The following is a 22,587-nucleotide window of genomic DNA, read 5'->3' on the forward strand; positions in this document are numbered from 1 at the left end:
GCAATGCGCAATTGCCAAAGGGGGCACCGCGCGCGATAGGCTCACCAATGGCTCGTCCTTCCCCCCAATCCGATGATCTTCACGGCGTGCCCGCCCGCCGCGCCGCGCTGCGCCTGCTCGATGCCGTGCTGCGCCGGGGCGATCCGCTCGATCAGGCTGCCCTGCCGGTGCTGCGCGCGATCGAACGCGGCGATGACCGCGCCCTCGCGCTTGCCATCGCGCAAGAAGCGCTGCGCTGGCTTCCCGATCTCGACCGGCTGATCGATGGCGCGACCCGCCAGATCCTCCCCGAAGACGCCAAGGCCCGCACTGTCCTGCGCCTGATGCTCGCACAGGCACTCCGCCTTGGCCTGCCGCCGCACGCGGTGATCGCCACCGGCCTCCCGCTGCTGATGGGCGGCCCGCGCCGCCTTGCGCACGGCGTCTTCTCTGCGGTGCTGAAGGGCGCCAATGACAAGGGGGGGCTGCCCGCAAGTCCCACACTCCCTGCCGCTACGCTCGAACGCTGGAGCACGGCCTGGCCCGACCGCGTCGAAGCCATCGCCAAGGGCCTCGCCGTCCCGCCGCCGCTCGATCTCAGCTTGCGCGATCCTGCGCGCACTACCGAATGGGCCGAACGCCTCGGCGGCACGTCGCTCGCCCCCGGCCACGTCCGCCTCGCGCGCTCCGGCGCCATCGAACAGCTCGAAGGTTTCGCCGAGGGCGCTTGGTGGGTGCAGGATCTCGCCGCGTCGGTCCCCGCGCGCCTGCTCGGTCCCGGCGAGGGCCGCCGTGTCCTTGATCTCTGCGCCGCCCCTGGCGGCAAGACGATGCAGCTCGCAGCCGCCGGCTGGCAGGTCACCGCGCTCGACAAGTCCGCCCGCCGCCTTGAACGCCTCAAGGAAAACGTCGCCCGCGTCGGCCTGTCGGTCGAAGTGATCGCCGCCGATGCCATGCAGTGGCGCCCCAGCGAGCTCTACGACGCCGTCCTGCTTGACGCGCCGTGCAGCGCCACCGGCACCTGCCGCCGCCACCCGGACGTGCTCCACCGCCTGATCGACCAGACCGGCCTCGAAGACCTCCAGCGCGCCCTCCTCGAACGCGCCTCCGGAGCCATCCGCGCCGATGGCCGCCTCGTCTACGCGGTGTGCTCGCTCGAGCCGGGGGAAGGCGAAGCGCAGGCGGCGTGGGTCAAGGCGCTCGGCCCTGTCCCCATCACCGCCGATCAGCTTCCCGCCGGCCTCACGCCCACGCCCGAAGGCTGGTTCCGCAGCGATCCCGGCATGCTGCCCGAACAGGGCGGCATCGACGGCTTCTTCGCCGCGATGTGGGGGAAGTAGGGCCTTACGCCTTCACTTTCGCCGCAAAGCTCTTGCGCAGCTTCTGCAGCTTGGGCGGGATCACGGCGAGGCAGTAGGGATTGCGCTGGCCTTCGCCCAGCCAATACTCCTGATGATAGTCTTCCGCCGGCCACCATTCTGCCGGGCCTTCGATCGTCGTCACCACAGGCTTCGGATTGGCCGCTGCGGCCCGCGCAATCGCCGCTTCCATCGCCGCGCGCTGCTCGTCATCCGCCGGGAACAGCGCCGAACGGTACTGCGTGCCGACATCGTTGCCCTGCCGGTTCAGCGTCGTCGGATCGTGCGTCGCAAAGTGAATATCGAGCAGGTCATCGAGCGAGAGCAATTCCGGATCATAGGTCACGCGGATCGCTTCGGCATGGCCGGTCGTACCGCTGCACACCTGCTTGTAGGTCGGGTTCGGGCTTGTCCCGCCGATATAGCCGCTCTCGACATCGATCACGCCCACCACATCGCGAAACACCGCCTCGGTGCACCAGAAGCCCCCGCCCGCCATGATTGCCTGCGCCATTCACTCGTTCCTTGCTGTCAGTCAGTTGCCGCTGCAGATAGGAACAAAGGACCTGGTTGTCATCGCCTCCTGCCCGCTTAGGTTGCCTCTTCGCCCGAATCGCCACCGGAGTTACCAAAATGCGCAAAGCCGCCCTGCTCTCCGCCCTCCTGCTTGCCGCAGCTGCTGCCGTGCCCGCTGCGCTCCAGGCCGCGCCGGAAGCCCCCGCCGCCGCCACTGCCGATCCCGAAATGGCCAAGGTCCTCGCCGATCCCCGCCGCGACAGTGACCGCGTCCGCGACGCCTTCCGCCACCCCGCTGAAACGCTCGCCTTCTTCCGCATCAAGCCGGGCATGACCGTTGCGGACTACATGCCCTCGAGCGGCTGGTACACGCGTATCCTCGTCCCCTATCTCGGTGACAAGGGCCAGTATATCGGCATCACCGCCGGCCTCGCTACGGCCACCGGCGATACCCGGACGCGCCTCGCCAACTTCCCCGGGTTCTTCCCCGGCAAGGTCGCCGGCTGGACCGGCGTGCCTGCGGCGCGCATCCCCGCCTTCACGCTCGATGCCGTCCCGGCCGAGCGCAAGGGCACCGTCGACCGCGTGATGATCATGCGCGAGGTCCACAACATGTGGCCGGACAACTACCTCTACAACGATCTCGCCGCGATCCGCAGCCTGCTCAAGCCCGATGGCCTGCTCGGCATCGAGGAGCACCGCGCCAAGCCTGATGCCCCCGCTTCCTACACGCTCGGCACCATGGGCTACATGCGCGAGGCCGACGTCATCGCCCTGATCGAAGCCCACGGCTTCAAGCTTGTCGCCAAGAGCGAGGTCAACGCCAATCCCAAGGACAGCGCCGACTGGCCCGACGGCGTGTGGACGCTGCCGCCCGTCCTAACCCTGAAGGAGAAGGACCGCGCCAAATATGAAGCCATCGGCGAAAGCGACCGCATGACGCTGCTCTTCGCCAAGCGCCCCTGATCAGGAAAGGCCCCCTCCTCTTCAGAGGAGGGGGTTTGGGGGTGGTGGCGGGCAAGCCCAACATCCCGGACCGCTACCCTTTGACATTCCGGCAAAGGCCCCCCAAGTCCCCTTCCCATGACCCAGCTCACCGTCGCCGCTCTCCAGCTTGCGCTGAACGCACCCGATGCGCAGACCAACATCGCCGCCGTCTCCGGCCTGGTGGAGGACGCGGCGGCAAATGGCGCGCAGGTCATCCTCCCGCCAGAACTCTTCGCCGGCCCCTATTTCTGCACGGTCGAGGACGAGGCCCTGTTTGCCCTCGCGCACCCGCTGGCGGAAGACCCTTCGGTAAAGGCCATGCAGGCGCTCGCGAAGGGCCTCGGCATCGCCATCCCCACCAGCTTCTTCGAGCGCGAGGGGCATCACTACTACAACACGCTTGCGATGATCGGCCCGGACGGCGAGATCATGGGCACCTACCGCAAGAGCCATATTCCGGACGGTCCGGGCTATGAGGAGAAGTACTATTTCCGCCCCGGCAACACCGGCTTCAAGGTGTGGGATGTGTTCGGCACCCGCATCGGCGTCGGCGTGTGCTGGGATCAGTGGTACCCCGAATGCGCGCGCGCGATGGCGCTGATGGGCGCCGAAGTGCTGTTCTACCCCACCGCCATCGGCAGCGAGCCCTACGATCCGAATCTCGATACCAGCCGCGTCTGGCGCCGCGCGATGGTGGGCCACGCCGTGTCCAACTGTATGCCCGTCGTCGCGGCCAACCGCATCGGCAGCGAGAGCGTGCAAGGCACGCCGCCCCAGAACTTCTATGGCCACAGCTTCATTGCCGACCAATGGGGCGATTTCCGCAATGAATTCGGCGCCGAGGAAACCGGCGTGCTCATCTCGACGCTCGACCTCGCCGAAGCCGCCCGCCACCGCGCCGGCATGGGCTTCTTCCGCGATCGCCGCCCGCAGCTCTACACCCGCCTTGCCGAAGACATCTGAGGGCAGGTGGCCACACCCTGCATTCCGTTCGTGTCGAGCGAAGTCGAGACACCAGGCGCCACATATGGTGTCTCGACTTCGCTCGACACGAACGGAGGTCAGGATCGGGCAAAGGTGGTACCTGCTAGCCACCAGTATCTGATCGCGCTCGGCTCCAACCAGAGCCATCCCCACCACGGCCCCCCGCCGCAGGTCCTGCGCGCCGCGCTCGTGGCGATGGCGGGCAAAGGCCTGACCATCGAAGCCGTCTCGCCCATCATCACCAGCGCTCCCATCGGCCCCTCCCGTCGCCGCTACGCCAACGCCGCCGCGCGGATCGCCACAAGGCTTGATCCGCCCGCAGTCCTCGCCCTGCTTCAGCGCCTCGAAACCCGCTTCGGCCGCGTCCGCCGCGGCCAGCGCTGGGGCGCGCGGACGCTCGATCTCGACGTGATCCTGTGGAGCGGCGGCCCCTGGCGCAGCAAGACGCTCACGATCCCCCACCCGCTCTTCCGTCAGCGCGGCTTCGTGCTCACCCCCGCCGCCACGGTCGCCCCGGATTGGCGCGATCCGGCAGGCACTTGCACCATCCGCCACCTCCACGCCCGCTTGACCCGGCCCCGCCCCATCCGTAGGGCAAGCGCTCACCGCCTGCGTGTGGGCCCTTAGCTCAGTCGGTAGAGCAACTGACTTTTAATCAGTAGGTCGCTGGTTCGAACCCAGCAGGGCTCACCACCTTGAAATAAAGAGATTATCTTCGATCTCTGACTGCCCGAAAATGCGCCGAGAGATACGACTTGGTAAGCACGGGGTAAGCACGACATCCATTTTGATATCGTGTGAGGGCCTTACCCGCGAGATCTAGGCGGCAATGTGTAGCGCTGATTCGGGCTGCTCGGCGGGCTGATCATCCGCACGAGTGAGCCCTTTTCGACCATTGGATTAATGAATCGTTCGCCGAGCTTACCGGGCTCGCGGGCAACCAGTTGGGCAAGCTCCGTACGGGTTAAGTCGCCTGCCTCCTCAACCAAGTCAGTTATCAGTTTTTCCATTTCTTGGGCGGCCATTCGGCTCGTCCGTCGGCTATTGGCTATGCTTTCCAATGAGGCCCACTTTAGGGGATCAAACCGACTGGGGCGTTTGGTGCCCCCCCCAAAGCCTCCCCCGGTGCCCGCATCTAAACCTCCCCCAAAGCCTCCCCCAAAGCCTCCCCCAATGTCTTCTGTCGGACGTGTGGGGTCGCCATGGGAGGATTTATCTTGAGGTCGGTTCAGCACGTACTGCGCCCAGCGTCCCACACCTTCTCGGCGAAGAAAGCCATCAGTCACGAGTGTACCCAAAATTTTTGTCAAATCTGCTCGGTGCTTAGTGAGTGTCTCTTGCAGCATCGGATTTGTGATCCGATCATCCAATGCCATTACGAGAATATGAACACTTTCTGGCTCAAGTCCTGCAATTCGTTCAGTGCTAAATATCCTCCCAAGCTCCTCCAAAGCGTCTTCCGGAAGTGCTGAAACCAAAGGAAGAGTTAGGTTAACCCGATCAGGCCTCTGACTCTCGCGCAGGCGTGGATCACTAAACCGCGCGGCAGCCCAGCCAGACCTAATCTTGTCCAGTCCACTTCCGGCCTTATCCCCTGCACCCATAAGCTGAAACATTGTTTGAAGGGCTTTGTTTCTGCACTCACTCACGCCGCCGCGAATTAGTTGATCAGGAGATAGAAGTAACGTGCCCGGATTGGACAGCTCAATACGATCTCCATAGCGGTCGATCACAACTCCGCCGGAGCCGCTATAATCTGCATGAATTAAGGCATTAACAACAGCCTCTCTTAATCCAACGCTGACAGAATTATCGTCTACGCGATAAAGATTCTGATCGAGTTGGAAGGGGGATTTAAGTGTCCCAACTATTTTAGGAAGAACACGGATGTAAAATTGGAAAAGGTTCGCCTCCCACGAACCATCAGAGGTCAGCCGATCTGACCAACGTTGCTCACTGTCGTCACCGAGGCGCTCTCGATAATCTAAATGAAATCCTGGAACAGCTTCGGGATCCCGAATTGACTGGCCAAATCCAAACATGAGCAGGCCTGCAACAGTCAGCCCCTCCGCTCCGGTCGATCTTTCCCTTCTCCAACCGCCGAGCTTGCTCAATAAACCAAGATCGTCTTCAACCAGCCAAGGGTGATCAGGGTTCGCGGTCGCCATCCTGTTGCGATATTGCCGAAGAGAATCGATGTGTACGTCGCCCAACGAGAAATGGGTCAAGATTCTGCTGTCGGCAGGCTCTGGAGATTGATCAGCAAACATTCGGCGCACTTCATCTGCCGAGCACCGATAGTCACCCGAGTGATCGCGCTTAAATGTCTCCTCGAATGGGCGATTATTCAGATAAACTGGACGCTGATTCCGCTGAGCGCGGGGAACTTGTATGACGATAAACTTTTTTCCAGTGCTGGAAACAACATCGATATCTTTATGAGACAACAAATTTACGCTCACTTTTTGGCGATTATTGAGTATATTCCAGAGCGACGTTATTAAAGAATCTGGGTCTCGAACGCCATGCATGTCCAAACCAGCGTCGGTGCCCTCGGTAACACCAAGGACAATCGTGCCGCCTGCTGTGTTGGCAAAGGCACTGTAGGTTTCCCATAGGCTACCGGGTAGACCGCCCTTCGCAGCCTTAAATTCCAAATCATTAGTCTCGCTGAGCGAGGGTTCGTCAAAAAGCGACAGTTGGCGAGGGGTGAAGAGATCAATTGCCATAGGGTAATCGTCGCACGACTCCTCGACTTATGAAAGGACAATGGCCTCTCCCATTCACCAGGAATCGTTCTGTCCACAAAGTTCCCAACTTTTGGAGCACAATCGCTAAGCGGTCAGATGCTAAGCTCACAAAGCCAAATCCTGTAGCGCGGCACCTGCTTCCGGTTGCTAATCGATTTTGAAGCCTAGAGGCGGCGGAGGCGGTTCAGCGTCGGACCGCACAGGCGCGCCGCTGCTACCCTTCCTCGGTGATCCACGTTGAGGCACACTCGCTTCCGCCGAATCGAGGGACACGATGGAACGCCGCCAAGTGCTTGCCGGGATCGCATTGGCCTTAGCCTGCGGCCTCCCAGTCGGCTCAGAGGCAAAGCCACGCCGACGACGCATCAAGGGAGTTAGCGGCGGGGCGTCTGCGAGAGACACGACCGATGACGGCAAGTGTCCGTGTAACGGTGGCAAGGTCTGTGTGGGTTCAAGAGGTGGCCGCTATTGCATCACGAGCAACGGGCGCAAGCGGTACGGGGTGTAGCAGGTGGCCTCCTCCCAATGGTTCGCTGAGCTTTTGGCTCCAACTCATACTAGCGAATGGATAAGCGGCTTATCGGGCATAGTTGGCGCGATCCTTGGCGGGATCGTCACGATGGCAATGACAGAATGGTTCAACCGTCGAGCGCGCAAGCGGAACGACATTGAGCGTAAGGCGCAGGTGGCTTTCGCGACCTTCCAGCGACTAAACCAAATCTACTCTGTCACGCTGAGCATCGAGAGCCACTTGCGGGAGGGGATCGAAAGGGCTCAGCAAGCGAGGTCCTATAATTTCCTGACAACGCAGGCTCTGCAGAGAATGGCCGCCCCAATCTATTTCCCCGTTGAGGAGATTTGGACCCTGACACAAATCGGAGGGGCCGATTTAGGCAACTCGGTGGGATCGCTCGATCATGCCTTCAATCTTCTGCTTAACGCTCTCGACGATTATGGCGTTAAGCGGGATGTGCTCATGAACGAGATGCCACCGCCGACGAGAGCAGAGGGCTACAAAGGAACAATGGAGGTCGATGAGACCGAGATTCTACGGTTGACCCCTCAAATCGGGGCGCTTGAGCTAGCAATTGAGCAGTTGCACCCAATGGCTCAAAGGCTTGCGCTTGAAGCATTCGAAGCACTTTGCAAGGTGGTCGGCGCTGAGTCTTTGCCATTGGGCAAGAGCTTTGAGGTCGGCCTAGTAACACCTGACGGCCAAAAAGTAGTGATAAAGGCGGGAAACCCAAAGCCGCGGCTGGATGCTACTGCCTCACAGGATTGACCAGCGCCGCCGCCTCTGCACCGCCCATGGCGAACTACTCCACCTTACTAAACTGGTCCCACTCGGACGGCGCAGGCGCGGCAGGCTCCGCGCCCTTGGCATCGCCCAGGACCTCGCTCGCCGCCGCCTTGCGGGCAGCCGTGACAGCTTTGGTGACAGCATCCTGCTTGCCTTCCTCGTCGAGCCCATTCCACTGATCGGAGGAGATCAACTCCGACACGGCGGCATAGCTCTTCTGACCCGCGACAGCATGGTATCGATCGTACTGCTCCGGCGTAAGCTCCACACCCCGAACAGACTTCGACGGCATCCCAACGCTCACCCCCGCGTCAATCAGCGCCTTATTGACGGGATCGCTCTTCGCGCTGCTCGTGTAGACCGGAGAGAGGATGTCTGGGCCAACCCCGCCTTCGCTGGTGACTTCCCGCCCCCACACATCCCGGCGCGGCAGGAGCCGCTCAGACGCCCCCGGAATGCGGGCCTGCACTGCATCGCCGATTGTCTCGGTCTTGCGCGCAGTGGGATCAATCACCCGTGCTACCTGACTGACACCCGTTGGGACTGCCAGCGAGCCAGCAAGGCGCTGCATCATCCTGTCGGCATTGCGCTCGGGGTCTTCAATGGTCCCGATGATGTCGGACACGCCAGACAGCCAGGTCTTGTTGGCAAGGTTCCCCATGATCGAGGCAACAAGCAGCGTGGTTTGCTCATCGCGTTGCCGTTCGCTCATGCCCTCGGGGAGAAGCGCGAGATCGGCAGCAACGCCCAACGTAGTCGAGAACGGATCGAGGCGCTTGTAGCTGTACCACTTGTCCCCAACCCGGATGGAGTAGGGCTGGAAACCATCAGCATACATAAGGCGCGCTTTGCTAGGATCGGTCGGCGCTGTACCGGTGATCTTGCCTTGTAGGGCCAGTTCATAGATCGCCGCGCCCACGCCGGTTCCAAGCAGCGCGCGTGAAAGTGCGATGTCGCGCCTAGCACCACCCGCTGCAAAGTCAGCCCGCCATTCCTTGAGCAGCGGCGCGGCAGGCGAACGCTCAGCCGCAAACTTGAGCAGATTGGTCGGAGTACGCACGAACGGCAGGAACAGCTTGAGAGCGGGTGCGTCCTGCGTCAGCCCCGAAATCTTGGAGGCAGCCGGTCCGAGCTTGCGCTGGAACGTCAGATACCGGGCATACTCCATGGACCGTTCAAGCATGCCATCGGTCGGCATCTCGACAAGTTCGGCAATCCGGCGCTTGGCCGCTTCGCCACGCAGACCTTCCCGCCGTGCGACCCTGACGGCCTCGCCGTTCAATTCCATGCGGCGCGCAATACCTTTGAACAGTTCATCCTCGGCAGTCAGCAGGCGCGTCGGGATGCGGACGATCTCACCCTTTACTCCGGAGATGGCCTTCATGCCCTGTCCTTCGACCTTGGACACGAGATCGGAAGGCTCACCAGTGCGGAGCGATTGGCGGAACAGGCGCAAACCCTCTTTCGCCCCCTGTAGCAGGCCAAAGACACGCGCACCGACTTCGGTCCCAGTGACCACTTCAGTGTTGCGCCCCTGAAACCGTGCAACAGCCCGGCGAGGCGCGCCGATTGCGGCGGCAGTCAGAAACTCCGGAACCTGTGCCAGTGAGGTGAGCGTGTTCGAGGTGATGTTGACTGCGTGCGTCTGCGGCCCAGACAGAAGCGAGTTGATCCAAAGCTCCGTGAGCTTGTCCCGCAGCTTCGGCTTCGTCGCCTTCTCTGCCAGCACGTTGAAAACCCCCGGCCCGCTCTCCACTGCATCGAGCAGCGTTTCGGCAGCGTCAATCGCAGCCTTTCGACCACCGCCACGATTGACCATTGCCGTCAGGACATCACCCCGAATGCTCCGGCTATCGGCCAGCATCCGGAATTGCTGGAGCGCGCGCCCCGCCTCGGCGGTCATGCCTGAGACCTGTTCCTGTATGGCGACATGCCGCGTCAGCTTGCGTTGGAAGTCGGCAAGCACCTCGTCGCCGGGGTTCTCCATCGCCTGGACACGCTTTGCGGCGATGACCAGCTCGTTGCCCGACTTGGCGAGCATCTGGCGCGCGGCAAGCGCTTCCTCGGCGTTCAGGGCCTGTCCCTTGCGCCGTGCCAGCAGCGTCTCAGGCGTCATGCCCAGTTCACCGGCAAGGCGTTCGGTCTCGGCCTGCGTGATCCGGCCCCGCGTGGCAGCATCGAACCCGCCCACCCGGTTATTCACCTGCGAGAGCGCACGGCGGATGTCCTGCGGCGTGTCGAGCTTGTCGAGGTTGATGTTGCCCGCATAGTCAGGGCCACCGGCAGGCCATTCCTCGTAGGCTTCAGGCGGCGCAAACGGCTGCGGCTCATCGGCCGGCACGGACTTATCCCGCCAGACCTGCCCGACTTCCGAGCGCTGCGCTGCAAGGTTCTGACGCTCACCACGCGCCGCGTTGAAGCGGTCGATCTCGGCAAAGTCCTCCGGCAGGAAATGCCGCTTCCAGCCTTCCTGAGTGCCGCGCATGGCATCGAGGAAGGTGTTTACGTCGGGCCGCTCCATGTGGTCGGGGAAGTATCCCGCTTCCCAAGCGCGCATGGCTGCGTCGTCGAGCGTCATGCCGCTCTCATTGTTCACCAGAGGCCCTAACCGTGCTTCCTGCCCGACGAAGTCCATGCCGGAGCGAGCCTTGTTGTTCAGGCCCATGTGCGACAGTTCGCCGCCCTGATCCTTGAGACCGCCATTCATGCGCAGCCAGCCCACCAGATCGACCGGCCCGACCTTGGGCACTTCCGCACCGTTCCATGCGCGCAGCGTCTGGCGCGTCAGTTCGCCACGTTCGTTCGGTGCCGTGGCAGGGGCAAACCGGCCTTTGTCGATTGCCGCCGCTTCCTCGACAGAGCCGACCTCATTGGAGGGCAGTGGCACCAAATCACGCGGCTGAATATCGCCCACCCTGATTTGCGCCTCAGAGAGCGGAGCACCCATTGCGGTCGGACGGTCGCGGAACAGGTAATCCGGCTGGCGCACTTCCTGCGAGATCGACGCACCCGGTTCGCCTGCCATCGCTATGTCAGCGGCCTTAGGTATATTTGGTGCGGCCTCCTTCACATTCGGTAGACGGTTCAGCTTTAGATTATTCTGGCTGGCAGTCGGCTGATCTCCCGCGCTCCACCGCTCACCCCCCTCTTGTCGATTGCCAGCAACCATCTGCTCCAGATCATCGCCCGTAAGCGGCGCTGCAGGCGAGCCAGCAGGCGGCACCAGTTCAGGGCCAGACTTGCCGCGCACCCAGCGCCAACCCTTCGCAACCAGCGGAGAAGCCGCCTCGAGGAGCTTGGCACCAATTACCGACGTTGCAGCACCGAGGCCTGCACCAACCGCGCCCGAGCCAAGACGCTGCTCAACAGTGCCCTCAGTGCCAAGGCCGGAAAGCCCGCCATAGGCAGCACCCCATTTTGCCAGATCGGCAGCAGAGCGAACCTTGCCCACCGGCAGTGCCAGCGCTCCTGCAAACTCGCCCGCCGTAGTCGCGTAGGGGTGCTGTGCCTTGTCGAAGCCCGTAATGCTCTCGTTCTGGATCTCGTTGTTAGCCCAGATGTCGGCAAAGCGGCGATTGCTGTTCCAGACGTTTTCCCGCCCTGGCGTTCCGCCCAGCGCATCGACCACCGCGCCGCCTTCCTCAAGGAAGTTGGCTAGCGCACCGCTGCCCAACCCGCGCAGGCCAGCACCCAACGCACCATCGCCGGGATCGGTCAGGACTTTCGGCGCATCCTTGTACGCAATTGAAATCGGCTGTCCGGTCTTCTTCGACTGCGCTCGCACCCGCTCGACTTCGCCATCAGCCACCGTGAAGCCATTGGCCCGCGCGAATGCCTGCACATCCTTGGGGCTGACGTTGTTGTCATTGACCATCGCAATGTACTGGCGCTCGGCATCAGGCCGCATGCCAGAGAGCGGCGTCGGCGTGGTCCACCACAGCGGCACGGTCTCACGGTCGGGGCGAAGCTGTTCGATCGGCAGCGGGTTCTTGCGGTAGTCCGCAGGGTCCTGAAACTGCGTCCTGTGAATACCGAGCAGGTTCTGGCGCGCAAGGCGCTCGGCCTGCATGTACTGAAACCGGCGACCGGGGTCTTTCGCCAGATACTCCGGCGCGGCGAGTGCGTTGCCGCCACGGATCACCCCTACGCCAACGTCAGCCCCATCTTGCACGACCGGCGCAACAGGACGGCCATAGGAGTATCCTTCGACAGGACCCGCGAGAGCGTTCGGCAAGACTGCCTGATCAAGTGCGGCCCTTGCGTCGGATCCAATAGCAACGGGCCTGCCATCCCGGCCCAAGCCTTGCTGCTTCAGCTCGGGAGCATCTACACCGTAAAGCCGCAGGTTCTCTGCACCAGTGGTCTTGAGCGTGTCGCCATCAACGGCATCGCCCGTCAGCGTCGGAGGAGGCTGCGAACGTGGATCGGCCCGCTCGGCTGCCTTCGCCTTCCGCTTTCCCTTGACCGGCCTAAACTCGTCCCATGGATTGGCCGTAGCCTGATCGGGAGCCGCCTTCGCAAACTCGTCCCATTGCGTTGCCATCAGCGCACCCGCACGTTGCCATTCGGATCAACGAAACGGGTTCCCGGTTTCAGGGCGCGAGCTTCCTCAATCGTCGTCACCTTCACCAGACCGCGACCACCCCCTGAGCCTCGCATGTCCTGACCACGGCGCGCGGTTGCAATTCGCGCGTCGTTGTATCGGCGCGTCTCACCCCGACGAGCGTTGCGGTCTTCAATCAGACTGTCTGTGTTCCGGTCAGCGCGAGCGTTGTCGGCTTCGATGTTGTCAACGTAGGCTTCGGTTCGATCCTGCGCGAGAAGCTGTGACAGGCGGTCCTTGACGGTCAGCGCCTTCATCATCAGTTCTCGGACCCCGTCAGGGCCGGGATAGTTGGCCGGAACATGCTTAGCCAGGTCGCCGCCTATTGCGGAGACCATCGGACCAAGCTCCTGCAACACTCGTTGATATGAAGCGTCGTCCGTGGCCTGCGACAGTCGGTCAACTGCAGCGGCATAGACTTCGCGCTCCTGCCCGAGCATCTTAACGAAGTTGTCCCGCATTTCGCTGCGGACCTTCAATGCTCGCGGTGCATCGACCTTGAGCATCCTAAGAAATGCAGCGTCAGCTTGCGAACGAGGCTGCCCAAGCGCGGAAAGGTCAGGCCCCGCATTGTTCTGCGCAGGTGTTGCTTGCGATCCATCCCAATTGAACGTGCCGCCGCCATAGCCGCTAATCGGCCCCGGTAGGGCAGGCGCAAAGCCTTGTGGAACGGCAAGCGCGTTCATGCTTTCTGGCGGCGCTTTTGATGCTGCAGTAGCCCTTGAACCGCCACCAATGCCAAGCAGAGCGTTGTTGCTGCCGTAGTAATCAGCCGCAGCCTTGTTGAACGCGTCCTCTCGCTGCGCCTTGCGGAATGTCAGGCCAACCTCCGGGTTCTGTGCCATGACAATGCCAAGGGCTTTTGCATCGTCCGGATTATCCGCGAGAGAGGTTAGCGCCCGTTTGTACCGACCTTCGTCGTACGCCTTGAAGGCGTTGCCGAGAAAGTCCGGAGTGCGGGCAAGCTCCCAATTGATCGGCATGGCGACCCTTTCAATGAACTGTTGGCAAGAGGCTGCCAGCCAAGCTGAGTCCCAGATCGGCAGCGACGAGATGCGAGAGCGCGCACCAACCGTGCGGCGTTGTCAGTAGCGGCAGGCATGCATCTGGCACGTAGGTCAGTGCGTTAAAGGCCTCCTCGACCGAAGCGGACGAAGCCTCGCTGATCATGCGCGCAAGGTTGTTGGCGGAAGTGACCAGCGCCCAGCGTGCAATCTCGTCCTGATAGTCGCGATCAATCTTGGCCTGCTCAGCCGCAAGCGCAGCGGAAACAATTTCGCCGATGGTCTGAGCCGCATTCATTGCAGGCCGACCTTCTCGCGGACGACGGCGCGCAGGTACTCCGAGACAGAGCAGCCAGAGCGGCGGGCGCGCTCAGAAAGTGCAGCGATAACCGCGCTGTTTGCACGGAATACGACCGTGCCGTCGTGAACCTGATTGCGCACCACTGTCTCCCGACGTTGTGTATTGCTGTCTTACAACAGCATTACACTAAAGTCAAGGAATCCGGGCGTATTGACCGGCAAAAAAGTCGGGACTGCCGCCGCTTCTCAGGACGTCAGCAGCCCCTGAGCATGCGCCCATCAGGCCCATGCCTTGCACCAGCTTGGACGGTTCGCAGGGCGCACGGTATCCCAAGAAATGGGGATAGACAGCCAGCCACCTTGCCGAATCGTTCCTGTTGCGTTCCATGGGCGCATGAGCCGCAAAAGCCTCGCAACGCTCCACGACCTTGCCCGCGCCGGTTACAGCTTGAAAGTCACCTGCGAGAAGTGCGGACACGTTGTGGTGATGGACCCGCACACCTTGCGGGAGCGGTGCCGTATAGGCGGGAAAAGCCCACGCCTAGAGGCAGTAGAGCAACGTCTCAAATGCTCGATCTGTGGTGGACGACCGACCGCATGGCCCAGCCTAGCGCAACCGGACGCCTAGGCGCGTCCAAAGCTAGCCCGATCACCGCCTAGAACTTGCCGACAAACCGCCCAAGCAAGTAGCCAGACGACATAAGACCCATAGCGAGCGCCGACGAAAGCGCAGCGTGGCCGATCCAGACGGGAGACGGACCCCTGACCCGCTCTCCAGCGGTATCGACGCTGGCAGAAACCCGCCACCAGCACCAAGCCGCAAGCAGTCCGGCGACCGCACCGAGGCCGACGAGCAGGCTCGCCGGATCGTAGATTGTCAAGCTTTGAACGTCGTCCATGAGCGGAAGAAATGCGCCCTGGTCGGCAGGCTGTCAATTCAGGCTGAGCCTGCCTCAGGGACTGTCACCCCAATACGCCCAGAGCGGCGAGAGAACTGCGCCCCCGCTTCGACCAGCGCCGCTTCGATCTTCGCCGATGTCTCAGCCGAGATTGTGCCACCATCTTCAAACCGGACAACCGTAACGCGGCCCACACCAGCGAGCTTGGCTAGATCGTGCGTCGATAGGCCAAGCGCGGCCCTTGCCATCTTCGATTGTGTGCCATTCATAGTGAGACAAATTATCTCATAAAGGGGCTTGACGCAACCCGGCGAGGCATGAGACAAATTATCTCACCTAGGCAAAAGCCGAGGCGACCGAGCGGGAGGGGCCTAATCCTCCCACCCGGCCTGATCGCAACCCTTGCACTAACAAGGACACGACTATGAACGCCATTAGCACCATTGCGCCCGAGGCGCACACCACCCCCGCTATCTCTGCACAGCCGGATGCGAAGGCATGGGACAAGGCCATGCTGAAATTCCGCATCGCCGAACGTGCCTATCTCAACTGCGCAGCCAGCGAGCCGTTGAACGAAGACCTCGCCGACCAGCTCTGCGACATCGAGAGCGACGCACGGTGGGAATTGATCGGCATGCCCGCCCCAGATCGGCCCGCCCTGCTGTGGAAGCTCGAATATCTGTTCCAAGGCTCAAACGGCAGCCTAGATCCGTACAACCTTGAGCATCTGGCGCAGACCATCGCCGATTGCCGCCGCCTGCTTGGGGAGGCTTGAACGATGAACATCGGAACAACAATCGCGACCGCCTTCCAGACCGCTTGCGACGTCGAGAAGCGTACCCGCGAAGCGGCGGAGCAGTTCCACCGCGACCACGTCAAACCCGTGTACCGTGCGGCACAAGCAGGTGAAGCGACCTTCGACGATTCATGCGCCGCCGAAGAGGCCTACGACGAGTACACCATGGCTCACTTCGATGCGCTGAAGACTATGCTGGCAACTCCGGCACCGACCATGAGCGCCGTGATCCACAAGATTGAAGTCGGCTGCAAGGAAAGATGCTTCGACGGCCCGGACGTAACATATCCGGCACTGAAACTGATTGCAGCCGACCTTCGCCGCCTCAGTGGGGAGGCGTGACTGTGGGGCTGCGACTAATCAGCGGAGGAGGGCCTTCGGGCCTTCCTCTTGCCATGCTCGCCCAAGCAATCCCAATGCTATCGCGTTGCGACCTTGAGGCACTGACCGAGCGCCTGATTGACCGCCTCGATGAGATCGACGGCGACCCGGACCTCGAAGCCACAGACGAACGTGAGCCGAACGGCGACGAGATGGATATTGCATGGCCGGAAAGCGGGGCACTACTGCAGCATACAGGCAACTTGGTGGACCCCGTAACCGATTACGATGAAGATGATGCCGGCACAGGTCATTTTGCCTAAGTGATGGGGCAGCAACTCCCGCTTCAACTCGGCAGCGCCCCGGTCTCACCGCCGGGGCGTTTGCTGTTGGGCAAGACCCATAACTTCGCCGACAGCCTCGCCCTGTCCAACACCTATGCCGACGCGCCGTGGTGGATGGATATCTACCGCAGAGCGTTCCCCAATCTGGTCAGCGCCGTGAGCGTCAGAGACGACGGATGGGCGCAGCGCGGCGGGATCGATCGCGTCCTAACCTTGGCTTGCGGCAGAACCTACACCGTAGACGAGAAAGTCAGGACCAACGATTGGCCCGACATTCTGCTAGAGCAATGGAGCGACGAGGCCCGACGCTCGCCGGGATGGGTCCAGAAGCCGCTAGCGTGCGATTTCATCGCGTACGCCTTCGCACCCTCCCGCAAGTGCTATCTACTCCCTGTGGTGCCTTTGCAGCGCGCCTGGAGGCAACGAGGAAGGCAGTGGGTGCAAAGCTACGGTCAACGCCGCGCCAAGAACCGCGGCTACGTGTCTGCGAGCGTTCCTGTGCCGATTGAGACGCTCATGCCTGCGATGGTCGAGGCGATGTTGGTCCGTGTCTAATCTCTACGCCTGCGTCCCATCACGCGCATCCTCAATCTCTCCAATCATGTCCGCTATCGATTGGGACGCTTGCCGCGCGAAAAACGCTGATGCAATCAGCTCTGAATGATCAACTGAGAGCATCTCGAAAACGTCTGGCTGCCCTTTTACGTGCTTCGCCGAGATAAATATTAATCTCGTTGGATCGGACAACGATTTGCCAATGCACTTTCGATGAGCGACAGTGTTTCTACACTTCGAAAACTCCTGCATCTTGGACGATAATGCCGCAAACGATTTTGCGTGGTCATCTAGGCCGTAATGGGCGTGCAGAAGCTTTATTTTTTCAACTTTTGTTTTCAGGTCCATATTCCCGATCAATATAGAACCTGCATCATCTCGGACACCGAACAAGAGCAAGATCAGCCTTGATATGCTGGTGTCCAAGTCAGCCCATGCGAGGATGGTTTCAGCCATGATCAAGCGGTCGCTATCTTCAAGCGACCTATCTAAATCTTTAGGGTCAAAAGCTTTGGGGTGAGGCTGATTGGACATGATGGGAACCGATCAAAAGAGAGAAGACACTATCCTGCCGGGTATGTAGCGAGCGCATCGGCTGATCATCTCCACGACCGAGCCAGCCCCAGCCCCACCAGATACGCCCCGGCATCCTTCCCGCCAACGGTGACGCGCGCCAGCGTCCGCCCGTACCGATCCACCCCCAACCGCTCTATCTGCGCTCTACGGCCCGCCAGAAGCGCCCTGAGGGCATCCCGCGCCTGATACCCCTTGGAGTAGTCGCACCACGCATAGGAGCGCCGCTTGTCCTGGCACTTGGGACTGTCAGGCAATTCGGGTGCATCGATGTTCGCTATCCGAATACGCTCACTGCCACAGCGAATCGTGTCGCCATCGTGGACGACCGGAGCGGCACACATGGCAGCGGCGATCAAAACAAGTGCAGTCATCAATCAGCCCTGTAGCCCGCTCGGGTTTTACACCAACTAGCCATATTTTTGAGACGGTGAACTGCCTTGTTGATCTCTTTGCGTCGGGCGCGGTCAGCCGTTGGCTTTTCTTCTAGCAGCCTGACAATCTCCTTCTCGCACAGGCGAGCCAACCCTGTCGGCCCAGTCTCTCGATATGGGTCAAGCATCAACCAACTCCTTCAACAGAGCGCTGGCTGCCCGGCGCAGCGCAATCGCCTCGTTCGAATGCCGCCCATGTTTCCAGTTGCCGTTGGCAGGCCCCTTCGGCGCACCTGTGCTGAGCCCGCCATGCGACTTACACACCCGCTTGCCTCTTACGGCTGGGCAGCCGCAGGATTTGCCCGCCCGGTTCCGAGCTTGGCAGCGCGGAGCATTGCGCAGTTGGTCTGGCATCGGCGTCATGGGCTTGCTCTCCTGTTTTTCCTGCCCCCCTGTAGTCGTGGTAGTGGACATGCTGGTGAAGCTCCTTTCTGACCTTGATTGACTGCCGAGCGGTCTGCCTTCGGCCTCTGATCCTCGCCAAGCTGTCGAGTTGCATGGTGAAGGTGCGGGCGAGCTTGCTTGCCAAGGCGGCGTCGCGATCAAGCACCATGTGCCCATTGTTCAGGGCCGCAGCGGAAAGCCGCATCTGCATCCAGTGAACGGCAACCATCTGCGCCGCGAGGGCAGCCTCACGGACGTTGCGAGGCTGGACATCGGCAACCATTGCAAGCGCTGCATTCAGCTCGGTTTCGTTCGGCTTCCACTGCTCCGCGTCCTTGTCCCATGCCAAGGGAACGAGCACCCTGAGTTGGTCCAGAAATGTCTGCATGACCGACTGCGACCGAGTGCCGAAAGCATCGGCGACCTGCAGTTCCCAAAGCTCCAGGTCGGAGTGTGGGGCGGTGACTTGGTAGCCCTGCGCCTGCGGCTCCAACATCACACCCGGCGTCAAGGGCCTTGCCTTTGCGCGCTTGAGCGCTCGCTCCTTGCCCGCCAGCAATTGCGGCGAAGGCTTCGGAGCCGCGCGGCGCTTGCGGCGTTGCTTGCGCTCCGCCACGTTCACGGCCTTGGGGTCGATATCCTCAGGTGCTGACATGTGGCTCTCCAATCGAATACCACCGCGCGACCGGGGACTTAAACTTGCGGCGCTTGTCGTCGAGCCACTCGCCTGCGCTCCACACCGCAGCGAACAAACGCCCACCGTCCGCAAGCTGTACGAGCGCGACATGATCACGCGCGCCAGAAGGTGGTTCAGTTGGAGCATGCTCAGTCATCGGGAGGTGACAGTTCAGGATGCGCAATTCCATCATGCCTGCTTTCCTTCGTACGGGCGCGGGGCGACCCGAGGAGCCGCGCCCGGATATACGTAGTATAGTGTGTGTGCTGGACGGTGTTCGGGCTGGTGTTCGGGGGTGTTCGGGATCAGTGTTCGGGACCAGTTCGGGGGCCTGTTCGGGGGTGTTCGGGAGGGCATTACATCACCTCAACGATGATGGATTTTTGCCCTGACTTACCGGGCCGTTCGACCACTTCAGTGCGGACACGAACCGAAGCATAAAGGCGATCCATCGCCCGCTTGAGAGCTTGGCGCTTGTAGCCCTTGGCCTCTGCCATCCCTTCAAACTGCACCGGAGCATAATTCGGCCCACGCGAAGGTCCAACCGCACGATCAACCCCTTGCAGGGCGCGGGCGCGCAGGCAGGCAAGGAATGCCTCGTCCTCACCGTTGGCGCGTGACACCTCTGCAAGCTCACGCCGAACATCTGGCGTCAGATCGTCTTCACGAACGAATGCGCCTTCCATCCAGACAAAGCGGATCGCTTCGCCCTTGCGCGCATAGTTCGCCTTGCCAACCGTTATCGTGCGGACGTCGGTTTCCAGATCATGCGTGAGCGTGACCTGTGAGCGGACGGCATTCAGCCATGCGGTCGAGCCTGAGTAATCGTCGCCGGACTTGTTGGGATGGCCAAGCAGCAGGATCGCCGCGCCAGTCTCGCCGGCAAGCCGGTTGAGCAGGTTGACGAAGCGCGTCACCTCGCCCCGGTCGTTCTCGTTGCCGGTGAACAAGTGCGCGACGTTGTCGAGGATTGTCAGCTTGACGCCTGCCGCCCGGATCATTGCCACGAGCCGATGGAAGGCCGCTGCAGGCTTCAGGGTGCCATCGGCTTCGAACGTCGCCAGTTCGTTATCCAGCGCGCCCCGGAGGCTAATCAGGTGCAGTTTCCCGGCTAGGGATGCCATGTCCGACCGCAGCGCCTTGCAGATGCTTGCCTGCCGCCAGTGCAACTGATCGGGATCATCCTCGCATGTAAGGTAGAGTGCAGCGCCAGGGCGAACATCAAGGCCAAGACACGGCAGACCCGCCGCCGCGCATGTGGCAAGTTGCTGCCCGAAGAGCGACTTGCCCGCGCTCCCTGGCCCGGTGAACAGCGTCACCTCCGCAAGCGGTGCCAACCGTTCAACCGCAAAGGCTTTCGGCTTCGGCGACACCATAGACAGCGCCGCGAGATCGAGCGTCGGCATGGGCAGCAGGGAACCGCGAAGAGCCTTGGCTGTCAGTGTGCGCAGATCGTCTGCAGTGCCCTTCCAGTCCATGATATCGCCCTTGGGGGGCAGGCCCGGCAGATCGAGGATGCAGGCATTCCCGCCAACATCTTCAACCGCCGCTTTCACCGTCTCGGCAAACTTCCGACCCGGACCATCGTTGTCCGGCAGGATGACAACAGACAGGCCGGTCAGGGGCTTGGCATACTCATCCCGCCAGCCGTTCGCACCGAACGCAATTGCCGTGGCAACAAACCCCATCAAGGCGAGCTTGTCCGCCTTCCGCTCCCCTTCGACGAAGTAGACGACTAGGTTATCGCCCCCCGCCTCAATCGCGGCGTGAAGGTCGCTGAGCCGGTATAGGACGCGCGGCTGATCACCGAGGCCATTGACCCACCGCCCCCCCTCAAACCGCTCTGCAACGAACCGCTTGGCATGTCCGGTCGCTTCAAGGCGTTTGGTCCGATAGACCACATCACCGCGCCCGTTGTCGTATTCGTAGCAGCCGGTTTCCCGCCATTGTGGCTTGGGCATACCCTGTCTTTCTTGCCGTTCGGGCAGAAGGCCTTGACGGCGCAACTCATCCTTCACCGCCAGCGGATCGCCACCGTTAAAGCTATGGACAAGCAGACCGTCAGGCGCGTCAGGATCGACGGTCAAAACCGTCCCCCTGTCCCTGTGGGAATGCCCCTGCGTGGGGACGAGGACGCGATTACCGCGCACCTCGCCACCCAGTGCAGAAGCGATCGAGCGTAGGTCAGGTGCGCTAGCCATCTTCAGCCCCCAACCGGTGAGCAGCCTGCTGGGATTGCGTCACCGCCTGCTCTGTCAGGTCGATACGCTTCCAGCCGGTAACCAGACGCATTCCTCCCGCAGTGCCATAAGCGACCTTGTGCGAGCCGAACGACTGCGGTGGATAGGATGGATGTTCAGGCTCGACGGTGACGACATACAGCCCGCCCTCGTTCCTGATCACTATGACCGGCGCGTCCATTATGCCGCGTCCTTAAGTAGATCGCCCTGCGCATCGGGCGGCGGTGGAGGACCGTACTCAGGCAGCACCCAGACAGCCTGCGAGCGACCGGAGACCGCCTTGCGACGTTTGCCGCTATCGACGATCTTGCCTTGAGCCTTCAGGCCAGACAGGCGCGGGCGGCTCGAATAGCGCTCCCACTCATAGGTATTGGCAACCTCATCGGCAGTGCAGCCGTTGGCCGCGTTCGCGCGGATCAATGCCAGCGCCATCGCTTCGCGGCTAATTGCAGCCTGAGCCACGCTCTCGGCGGCCTGCTGTGACGTCTCTGGCGAGCCAGGACGAAACCCCGGCATGTTGGGATAATTGTCCATTGTCAGGCCTCCTCAGCTTCAGGGAGACCGGCACGCTCAACGAGCTGGTCGAACCACTTCGCTTGCGCTTCGGTCATCGGCGTCGGATCAACGATCAATTGCCCGAGGAAGGAGCCAGCGCGTCTAGAAGTCCGTTCGCCTTTGGTCAGGATGCTCAAAGCCAGTTCGCGGCGCTTCTCGAAGGTGAATGCATCAGGCATCGGACGCCCTCCTCAGGTCTCGGAGGGCCATCATCAGCGCCCGCTCTGCTTCCTGCTTGCGCAGGCGCGGCGACCGTTCAGTGAAGCCACCACGGCGCATCCAAGCGTCAGCTTCACGCTGTAGCTGGTTGCCGAATGTGCGCAGTTCCTCTATGTCTGAGGAACCGAGATTGAGCCCTGCCAAGGTCTTTTCGGTTCGGGGGTCGCGCACGGTGAGACGGGCGCGGCCCTCTCGTCTTTCATGGGCAGACGAAGCCCTTTCAAGGCGCATGGATCAGGCTGCCTCGCTGGTGGACAGCCGAACGCGCGCCGAAAGCCAAGCATTTGTCTGCGCCGGATCGTAACGGACGAGACGACCAATTTTGATGAAAGGCGGGCCATCACCACGGCACCGCTGATTTGCGAGCGTCTTGGGGGCAATTCCCCAAAGCTTCGCCTGTTCAGCCTCAGTGAGCAGCATTTCCGTATCCCATGTTCCCCGAAGCGCCCAAACGGCGTTGCGGTACGAACAGGGAGTTAGAGGGCGCCAATGCCCACTAAGAGAGGGGCTTAGTCGTAAGTCTTTGCGCCCGACGACAGGATATCGCGGGCAATCTTCTCCATCGCCCCCCGAGAGAGATCGACAGGACCCCGTTCAGCAAACGCCTGCATTGCCATTCGGTAAATTGGGTCGTTCGCTTTGATTTTGTCGAGCCAATCGGCGACTGCGCGAGGAGTGATGGGGGTCGTGTCCCACGGGGTGGTGTAGGAAGGTTTCTCTGAGAGGGTGGCCACCGTCGATCTTCTGGTAGGGTTCGGATGCGAACTCGAACCTGGAGAAGAAGACGATGACCGACGACAGAATGGCCCT

At 61.7% G+C, this 22,587-nt stretch carries 28 protein-coding genes and 1 tRNA gene; 10 read left to right on the forward strand and 19 right to left on the reverse strand.

The annotated features are described in order from the left end of the window. Positions 1 to 47: 47 nt before the first annotated feature. Positions 48 to 1,319: an RsmB/NOP family class I SAM-dependent RNA methyltransferase gene (locus NDB2M1_RS16980; protein ID WP_072384052.1), complete on the forward strand. Its 1,272-nt coding sequence runs from the start codon at positions 48 to 50 to the stop codon at positions 1,317 to 1,319. A 4-nt stretch (positions 1,320 to 1,323) separates the two neighbouring features. On the opposite strand, the gene msrA is transcribed toward NDB2M1_RS16980, so the two are convergent. Then, complete coding sequence (msrA, locus tag NDB2M1_RS16985) at positions 1,324 to 1,851, reverse strand: peptide-methionine (S)-S-oxide reductase MsrA (RefSeq protein WP_072384053.1); 528 nt, start codon at positions 1,849 to 1,851, stop codon at positions 1,324 to 1,326. A 119-nt stretch (positions 1,852 to 1,970) separates the two neighbouring features. On the opposite strand from msrA, the gene NDB2M1_RS16990 reads away from it, so the two are divergent. The 4 genes from NDB2M1_RS16990 (at position 1,971) to NDB2M1_RS17005 (ending at position 4,517) form a co-directional block, all read left to right on the forward strand. Further along, positions 1,971 to 2,819 (forward strand): class I SAM-dependent methyltransferase, encoded by an 849-nt coding sequence (locus tag NDB2M1_RS16990; protein ID WP_072384054.1) that lies wholly within the window; start codon positions 1,971 to 1,973, stop codon positions 2,817 to 2,819. A gap of 117 nt (positions 2,820 to 2,936) precedes the next feature. Beyond that, a complete protein-coding gene (aguB, locus tag NDB2M1_RS16995; protein ID WP_072384055.1) occupies positions 2,937 to 3,803 on the forward strand; it encodes an N-carbamoylputrescine amidase in 867 nt (288 codons plus the stop codon). 6 nt (positions 3,804 to 3,809) lie between these two features. Beyond that, positions 3,810 to 4,451, forward strand: a complete 642-nt coding sequence (gene folK, locus NDB2M1_RS17000; RefSeq protein ID WP_371328217.1) for a 2-amino-4-hydroxy-6-hydroxymethyldihydropteridine diphosphokinase — start codon at positions 3,810 to 3,812, stop codon at positions 4,449 to 4,451. Continuing rightward, positions 4,442 to 4,517: transfer RNA gene (locus NDB2M1_RS17005), tRNA-Lys, on the forward strand. The genes folK and NDB2M1_RS17005 overlap by 10 nt, the downstream gene beginning before the upstream one ends. 113 nt (positions 4,518 to 4,630) lie before the next feature. Here the strand turns inward: NDB2M1_RS17005 and NDB2M1_RS17010 are convergent. Beyond that, positions 4,631 to 6,553: an ATP-binding protein gene (locus NDB2M1_RS17010; protein WP_072384056.1), complete on the reverse strand. Its 1,923-nt coding sequence runs from the start codon at positions 6,551 to 6,553 to the stop codon at positions 4,631 to 4,633. Positions 6,554 to 7,193: 640 nt separating this feature from the next. Between NDB2M1_RS17010 and NDB2M1_RS17020 the strand changes: the two genes are divergently transcribed. Continuing rightward, a complete protein-coding gene (locus NDB2M1_RS17020; protein WP_143146813.1) occupies positions 7,194 to 7,856 on the forward strand; it encodes a hypothetical protein in 663 nt (220 codons plus the stop codon). Between the two features lie 34 nt (positions 7,857 to 7,890). Here NDB2M1_RS17020 and NDB2M1_RS17025 read toward each other — a convergent pair whose 3' ends face one another. The 6 genes from NDB2M1_RS17025 to NDB2M1_RS23425 form a co-directional block, all read right to left on the reverse strand. Next, a complete protein-coding gene (locus tag NDB2M1_RS17025; RefSeq protein ID WP_072384058.1) occupies positions 7,891 to 12,417 on the reverse strand; it encodes a thermonuclease family protein in 4,527 nt (1,508 codons plus the stop codon). Next, complete coding sequence (locus NDB2M1_RS17030; RefSeq protein ID WP_072384059.1) at positions 12,417 to 13,460, reverse strand: hypothetical protein; 1,044 nt, start codon at positions 13,458 to 13,460, stop codon at positions 12,417 to 12,419. The genes NDB2M1_RS17025 and NDB2M1_RS17030 overlap by 1 nt, the downstream gene beginning before the upstream one ends. Before the next feature lie 10 nt (positions 13,461 to 13,470). Beyond that, complete coding sequence (locus tag NDB2M1_RS17035; RefSeq protein ID WP_072384060.1) at positions 13,471 to 13,779, reverse strand: hypothetical protein; 309 nt, start codon at positions 13,777 to 13,779, stop codon at positions 13,471 to 13,473. Then, entirely contained in the window at positions 13,776 to 13,922 is a 147-nt protein-coding gene (locus NDB2M1_RS22165; protein ID WP_171955435.1) for a ribbon-helix-helix protein, CopG family, read from the reverse strand. Before NDB2M1_RS22165 ends, NDB2M1_RS17035 begins: the two co-directional genes overlap by 4 nt. Before the next feature lie 515 nt (positions 13,923 to 14,437). Then, positions 14,438 to 14,680 carry a hypothetical protein gene (locus NDB2M1_RS17040; protein WP_072384061.1) on the reverse strand — a complete coding sequence of 81 codons (243 nt, stop codon included), beginning with the start codon at positions 14,678 to 14,680 and terminating at the stop codon, positions 14,438 to 14,440. A 38-nt stretch (positions 14,681 to 14,718) separates the two neighbouring features. Continuing rightward, positions 14,719 to 14,949: a helix-turn-helix domain-containing protein gene (locus NDB2M1_RS23425; protein WP_216234051.1), complete on the reverse strand. Its 231-nt coding sequence runs from the start codon at positions 14,947 to 14,949 to the stop codon at positions 14,719 to 14,721. 155 nt (positions 14,950 to 15,104) lie between these two features. Here NDB2M1_RS23425 and NDB2M1_RS17050 point away from each other — a divergent pair, with 155 nt between their 5' ends. Genes NDB2M1_RS17050 through NDB2M1_RS23185 form a run of 4 tightly spaced genes read left to right on the forward strand, consistent with a single transcriptional unit; the run spans position 15,105 to position 16,696 of the window. Then, the gene (locus NDB2M1_RS17050) at positions 15,105 to 15,455 is read left to right on the forward strand and encodes a hypothetical protein (RefSeq protein WP_072384062.1); all 351 of its coding nucleotides are present in this window, start codon (positions 15,105 to 15,107) and stop codon (positions 15,453 to 15,455) included. Between the two features lie 3 nt (positions 15,456 to 15,458). Further along, positions 15,459 to 15,818 (forward strand): hypothetical protein, encoded by a 360-nt coding sequence (locus NDB2M1_RS17055; protein WP_072384063.1) that lies wholly within the window; start codon positions 15,459 to 15,461, stop codon positions 15,816 to 15,818. 53 nt (positions 15,819 to 15,871) lie between these two features. Continuing rightward, on the forward strand, positions 15,872 to 16,120 hold the full coding sequence (locus NDB2M1_RS17060) for a hypothetical protein (RefSeq protein WP_143146816.1): 249 nt from the start codon (positions 15,872 to 15,874) through the stop codon (positions 16,118 to 16,120). Between the two features lie 3 nt (positions 16,121 to 16,123). Beyond that, positions 16,124 to 16,696, forward strand: coding sequence for a hypothetical protein (locus NDB2M1_RS23185; RefSeq protein ID WP_253185932.1), 573 nt, complete (start codon positions 16,124 to 16,126; stop codon positions 16,694 to 16,696). A 3-nt stretch (positions 16,697 to 16,699) separates the two neighbouring features. On the opposite strand, the gene NDB2M1_RS17070 is transcribed toward NDB2M1_RS23185, so the two are convergent. The 11 genes from NDB2M1_RS17070 to NDB2M1_RS22915 form a co-directional block, all read right to left on the reverse strand. Continuing rightward, positions 16,700 to 17,152: a hypothetical protein gene (locus NDB2M1_RS17070; protein WP_143146817.1), complete on the reverse strand. Its 453-nt coding sequence runs from the start codon at positions 17,150 to 17,152 to the stop codon at positions 16,700 to 16,702. 143 nt (positions 17,153 to 17,295) lie between these two features. Then, positions 17,296 to 17,643: a thermonuclease family protein gene (locus NDB2M1_RS17075; RefSeq protein ID WP_072384066.1), complete on the reverse strand. Its 348-nt coding sequence runs from the start codon at positions 17,641 to 17,643 to the stop codon at positions 17,296 to 17,298. Between the two features lie 180 nt (positions 17,644 to 17,823). After that, on the reverse strand, positions 17,824 to 18,066 hold the full coding sequence (locus tag NDB2M1_RS23430; RefSeq protein ID WP_083554948.1) for an HGGxSTG domain-containing protein: 243 nt from the start codon (positions 18,064 to 18,066) through the stop codon (positions 17,824 to 17,826). Continuing rightward, complete coding sequence (locus NDB2M1_RS22170) at positions 17,960 to 18,742, reverse strand: hypothetical protein (protein WP_143146818.1); 783 nt, start codon at positions 18,740 to 18,742, stop codon at positions 17,960 to 17,962. Before NDB2M1_RS22170 ends, NDB2M1_RS23430 begins: the two co-directional genes overlap by 107 nt. Further along, positions 18,729 to 18,956 (reverse strand): hypothetical protein, encoded by a 228-nt coding sequence (locus NDB2M1_RS22175; protein WP_143146819.1) that lies wholly within the window; start codon positions 18,954 to 18,956, stop codon positions 18,729 to 18,731. Before NDB2M1_RS22175 ends, NDB2M1_RS22170 begins: the two co-directional genes overlap by 14 nt. A gap of 163 nt (positions 18,957 to 19,119) precedes the next feature. Then, positions 19,120 to 20,850 (reverse strand): AAA family ATPase, encoded by a 1,731-nt coding sequence (locus NDB2M1_RS17090; RefSeq protein ID WP_171955436.1) that lies wholly within the window; start codon positions 20,848 to 20,850, stop codon positions 19,120 to 19,122. 106 nt (positions 20,851 to 20,956) lie between these two features. Then, positions 20,957 to 21,184 (reverse strand): hypothetical protein, encoded by a 228-nt coding sequence (locus tag NDB2M1_RS17100; protein WP_072384070.1) that lies wholly within the window; start codon positions 21,182 to 21,184, stop codon positions 20,957 to 20,959. Further along, positions 21,184 to 21,537, reverse strand: coding sequence for a hypothetical protein (locus NDB2M1_RS17105; RefSeq protein WP_143146820.1), 354 nt, complete (start codon positions 21,535 to 21,537; stop codon positions 21,184 to 21,186). Before NDB2M1_RS17105 ends, NDB2M1_RS17100 begins: the two co-directional genes overlap by 1 nt. A gap of 2 nt (positions 21,538 to 21,539) precedes the next feature. Next, positions 21,540 to 21,737, reverse strand: coding sequence for a hypothetical protein (locus tag NDB2M1_RS17110; protein WP_072384072.1), 198 nt, complete (start codon positions 21,735 to 21,737; stop codon positions 21,540 to 21,542). A gap of 274 nt (positions 21,738 to 22,011) precedes the next feature. Then, a complete protein-coding gene (locus tag NDB2M1_RS17115; RefSeq protein ID WP_072384073.1) occupies positions 22,012 to 22,197 on the reverse strand; it encodes a helix-turn-helix transcriptional regulator in 186 nt (61 codons plus the stop codon). 89 nt (positions 22,198 to 22,286) lie between these two features. After that, on the reverse strand, positions 22,287 to 22,587 hold a 301-nt coding region (locus NDB2M1_RS22915; protein ID WP_216234052.1), incomplete at its 5' end, for a hypothetical protein.

The sequence above is a fragment of the Novosphingobium sp. NDB2Meth1 genome, assembly GCF_900117425.1.
In the GTDB taxonomy this organism is placed as follows: domain Bacteria; phylum Pseudomonadota; class Alphaproteobacteria; order Sphingomonadales; family Sphingomonadaceae; genus Novosphingobium.

What these genes read in the sequence shown, in the direction of transcription:
- NDB2M1_RS23430 (WP_083554948.1), bottom strand. Translation starts at nt 18,066, where the DNA reads ATGACGCCGATGCCAGACCAACTGCGCAATGCTCCGCGCTGCCAAGCT.
- NDB2M1_RS23185 (WP_253185932.1), top strand. Translation starts at nt 16,124, where the DNA reads ATGGGGCAGCAACTCCCGCTTCAACTCGGCAGCGCCCCGGTCTCACCG.
- aguB (WP_072384055.1), top strand. Translation starts at nt 2,937, where the DNA reads ATGACCCAGCTCACCGTCGCCGCTCTCCAGCTTGCGCTGAACGCACCC.
- NDB2M1_RS17100 (WP_072384070.1), bottom strand. Translation starts at nt 21,184, where the DNA reads ATGGACGCGCCGGTCATAGTGATCAGGAACGAGGGCGGGCTGTATGTC.
- NDB2M1_RS17030 (WP_072384059.1), bottom strand. Translation starts at nt 13,460, where the DNA reads ATGCCGATCAATTGGGAGCTTGCCCGCACTCCGGACTTTCTCGGCAAC.
- NDB2M1_RS17055 (WP_072384063.1), top strand. Translation starts at nt 15,459, where the DNA reads ATGAACATCGGAACAACAATCGCGACCGCCTTCCAGACCGCTTGCGAC.
- NDB2M1_RS17115 (WP_072384073.1), bottom strand. Translation starts at nt 22,197, where the DNA reads ATGCTGCTCACTGAGGCTGAACAGGCGAAGCTTTGGGGAATTGCCCCC.
- NDB2M1_RS17050 (WP_072384062.1), top strand. Translation starts at nt 15,105, where the DNA reads ATGAACGCCATTAGCACCATTGCGCCCGAGGCGCACACCACCCCCGCT.
- NDB2M1_RS22175 (WP_143146819.1), bottom strand. Translation starts at nt 18,956, where the DNA reads ATGATGGAATTGCGCATCCTGAACTGTCACCTCCCGATGACTGAGCAT.
- NDB2M1_RS17105 (WP_143146820.1), bottom strand. Translation starts at nt 21,537, where the DNA reads ATGGACAATTATCCCAACATGCCGGGGTTTCGTCCTGGCTCGCCAGAG.
- NDB2M1_RS16990 (WP_072384054.1), top strand. Translation starts at nt 1,971, where the DNA reads ATGCGCAAAGCCGCCCTGCTCTCCGCCCTCCTGCTTGCCGCAGCTGCT.
- NDB2M1_RS22170 (WP_143146818.1), bottom strand. Translation starts at nt 18,742, where the DNA reads ATGTCAGCACCTGAGGATATCGACCCCAAGGCCGTGAACGTGGCGGAG.
- NDB2M1_RS17020 (WP_143146813.1), top strand. Translation starts at nt 7,194, where the DNA reads ATGGCAATGACAGAATGGTTCAACCGTCGAGCGCGCAAGCGGAACGAC.
- NDB2M1_RS17035 (WP_072384060.1), bottom strand. Translation starts at nt 13,779, where the DNA reads ATGAATGCGGCTCAGACCATCGGCGAAATTGTTTCCGCTGCGCTTGCG.
- NDB2M1_RS17075 (WP_072384066.1), bottom strand. Translation starts at nt 17,643, where the DNA reads ATGACTGCACTTGTTTTGATCGCCGCTGCCATGTGTGCCGCTCCGGTC.
- NDB2M1_RS17070 (WP_143146817.1), bottom strand. Translation starts at nt 17,152, where the DNA reads ATGGCTGAAACCATCCTCGCATGGGCTGACTTGGACACCAGCATATCA.
- msrA (WP_072384053.1), bottom strand. Translation starts at nt 1,851, where the DNA reads ATGGCGCAGGCAATCATGGCGGGCGGGGGCTTCTGGTGCACCGAGGCG.
- NDB2M1_RS17060 (WP_143146816.1), top strand. Translation starts at nt 15,872, where the DNA reads ATGCTCGCCCAAGCAATCCCAATGCTATCGCGTTGCGACCTTGAGGCA.
- NDB2M1_RS23425 (WP_216234051.1), bottom strand. Translation starts at nt 14,949, where the DNA reads ATGAATGGCACACAATCGAAGATGGCAAGGGCCGCGCTTGGCCTATCG.
- NDB2M1_RS17040 (WP_072384061.1), bottom strand. Translation starts at nt 14,680, where the DNA reads ATGGACGACGTTCAAAGCTTGACAATCTACGATCCGGCGAGCCTGCTC.
- NDB2M1_RS17010 (WP_072384056.1), bottom strand. Translation starts at nt 6,553, where the DNA reads ATGGCAATTGATCTCTTCACCCCTCGCCAACTGTCGCTTTTTGACGAA.
- NDB2M1_RS16980 (WP_072384052.1), top strand. Translation starts at nt 48, where the DNA reads ATGGCTCGTCCTTCCCCCCAATCCGATGATCTTCACGGCGTGCCCGCC.
- NDB2M1_RS17025 (WP_072384058.1), bottom strand. Translation starts at nt 12,417, where the DNA reads ATGGCAACGCAATGGGACGAGTTTGCGAAGGCGGCTCCCGATCAGGCT.
- NDB2M1_RS17110 (WP_072384072.1), bottom strand. Translation starts at nt 21,737, where the DNA reads ATGCCTGATGCATTCACCTTCGAGAAGCGCCGCGAACTGGCTTTGAGC.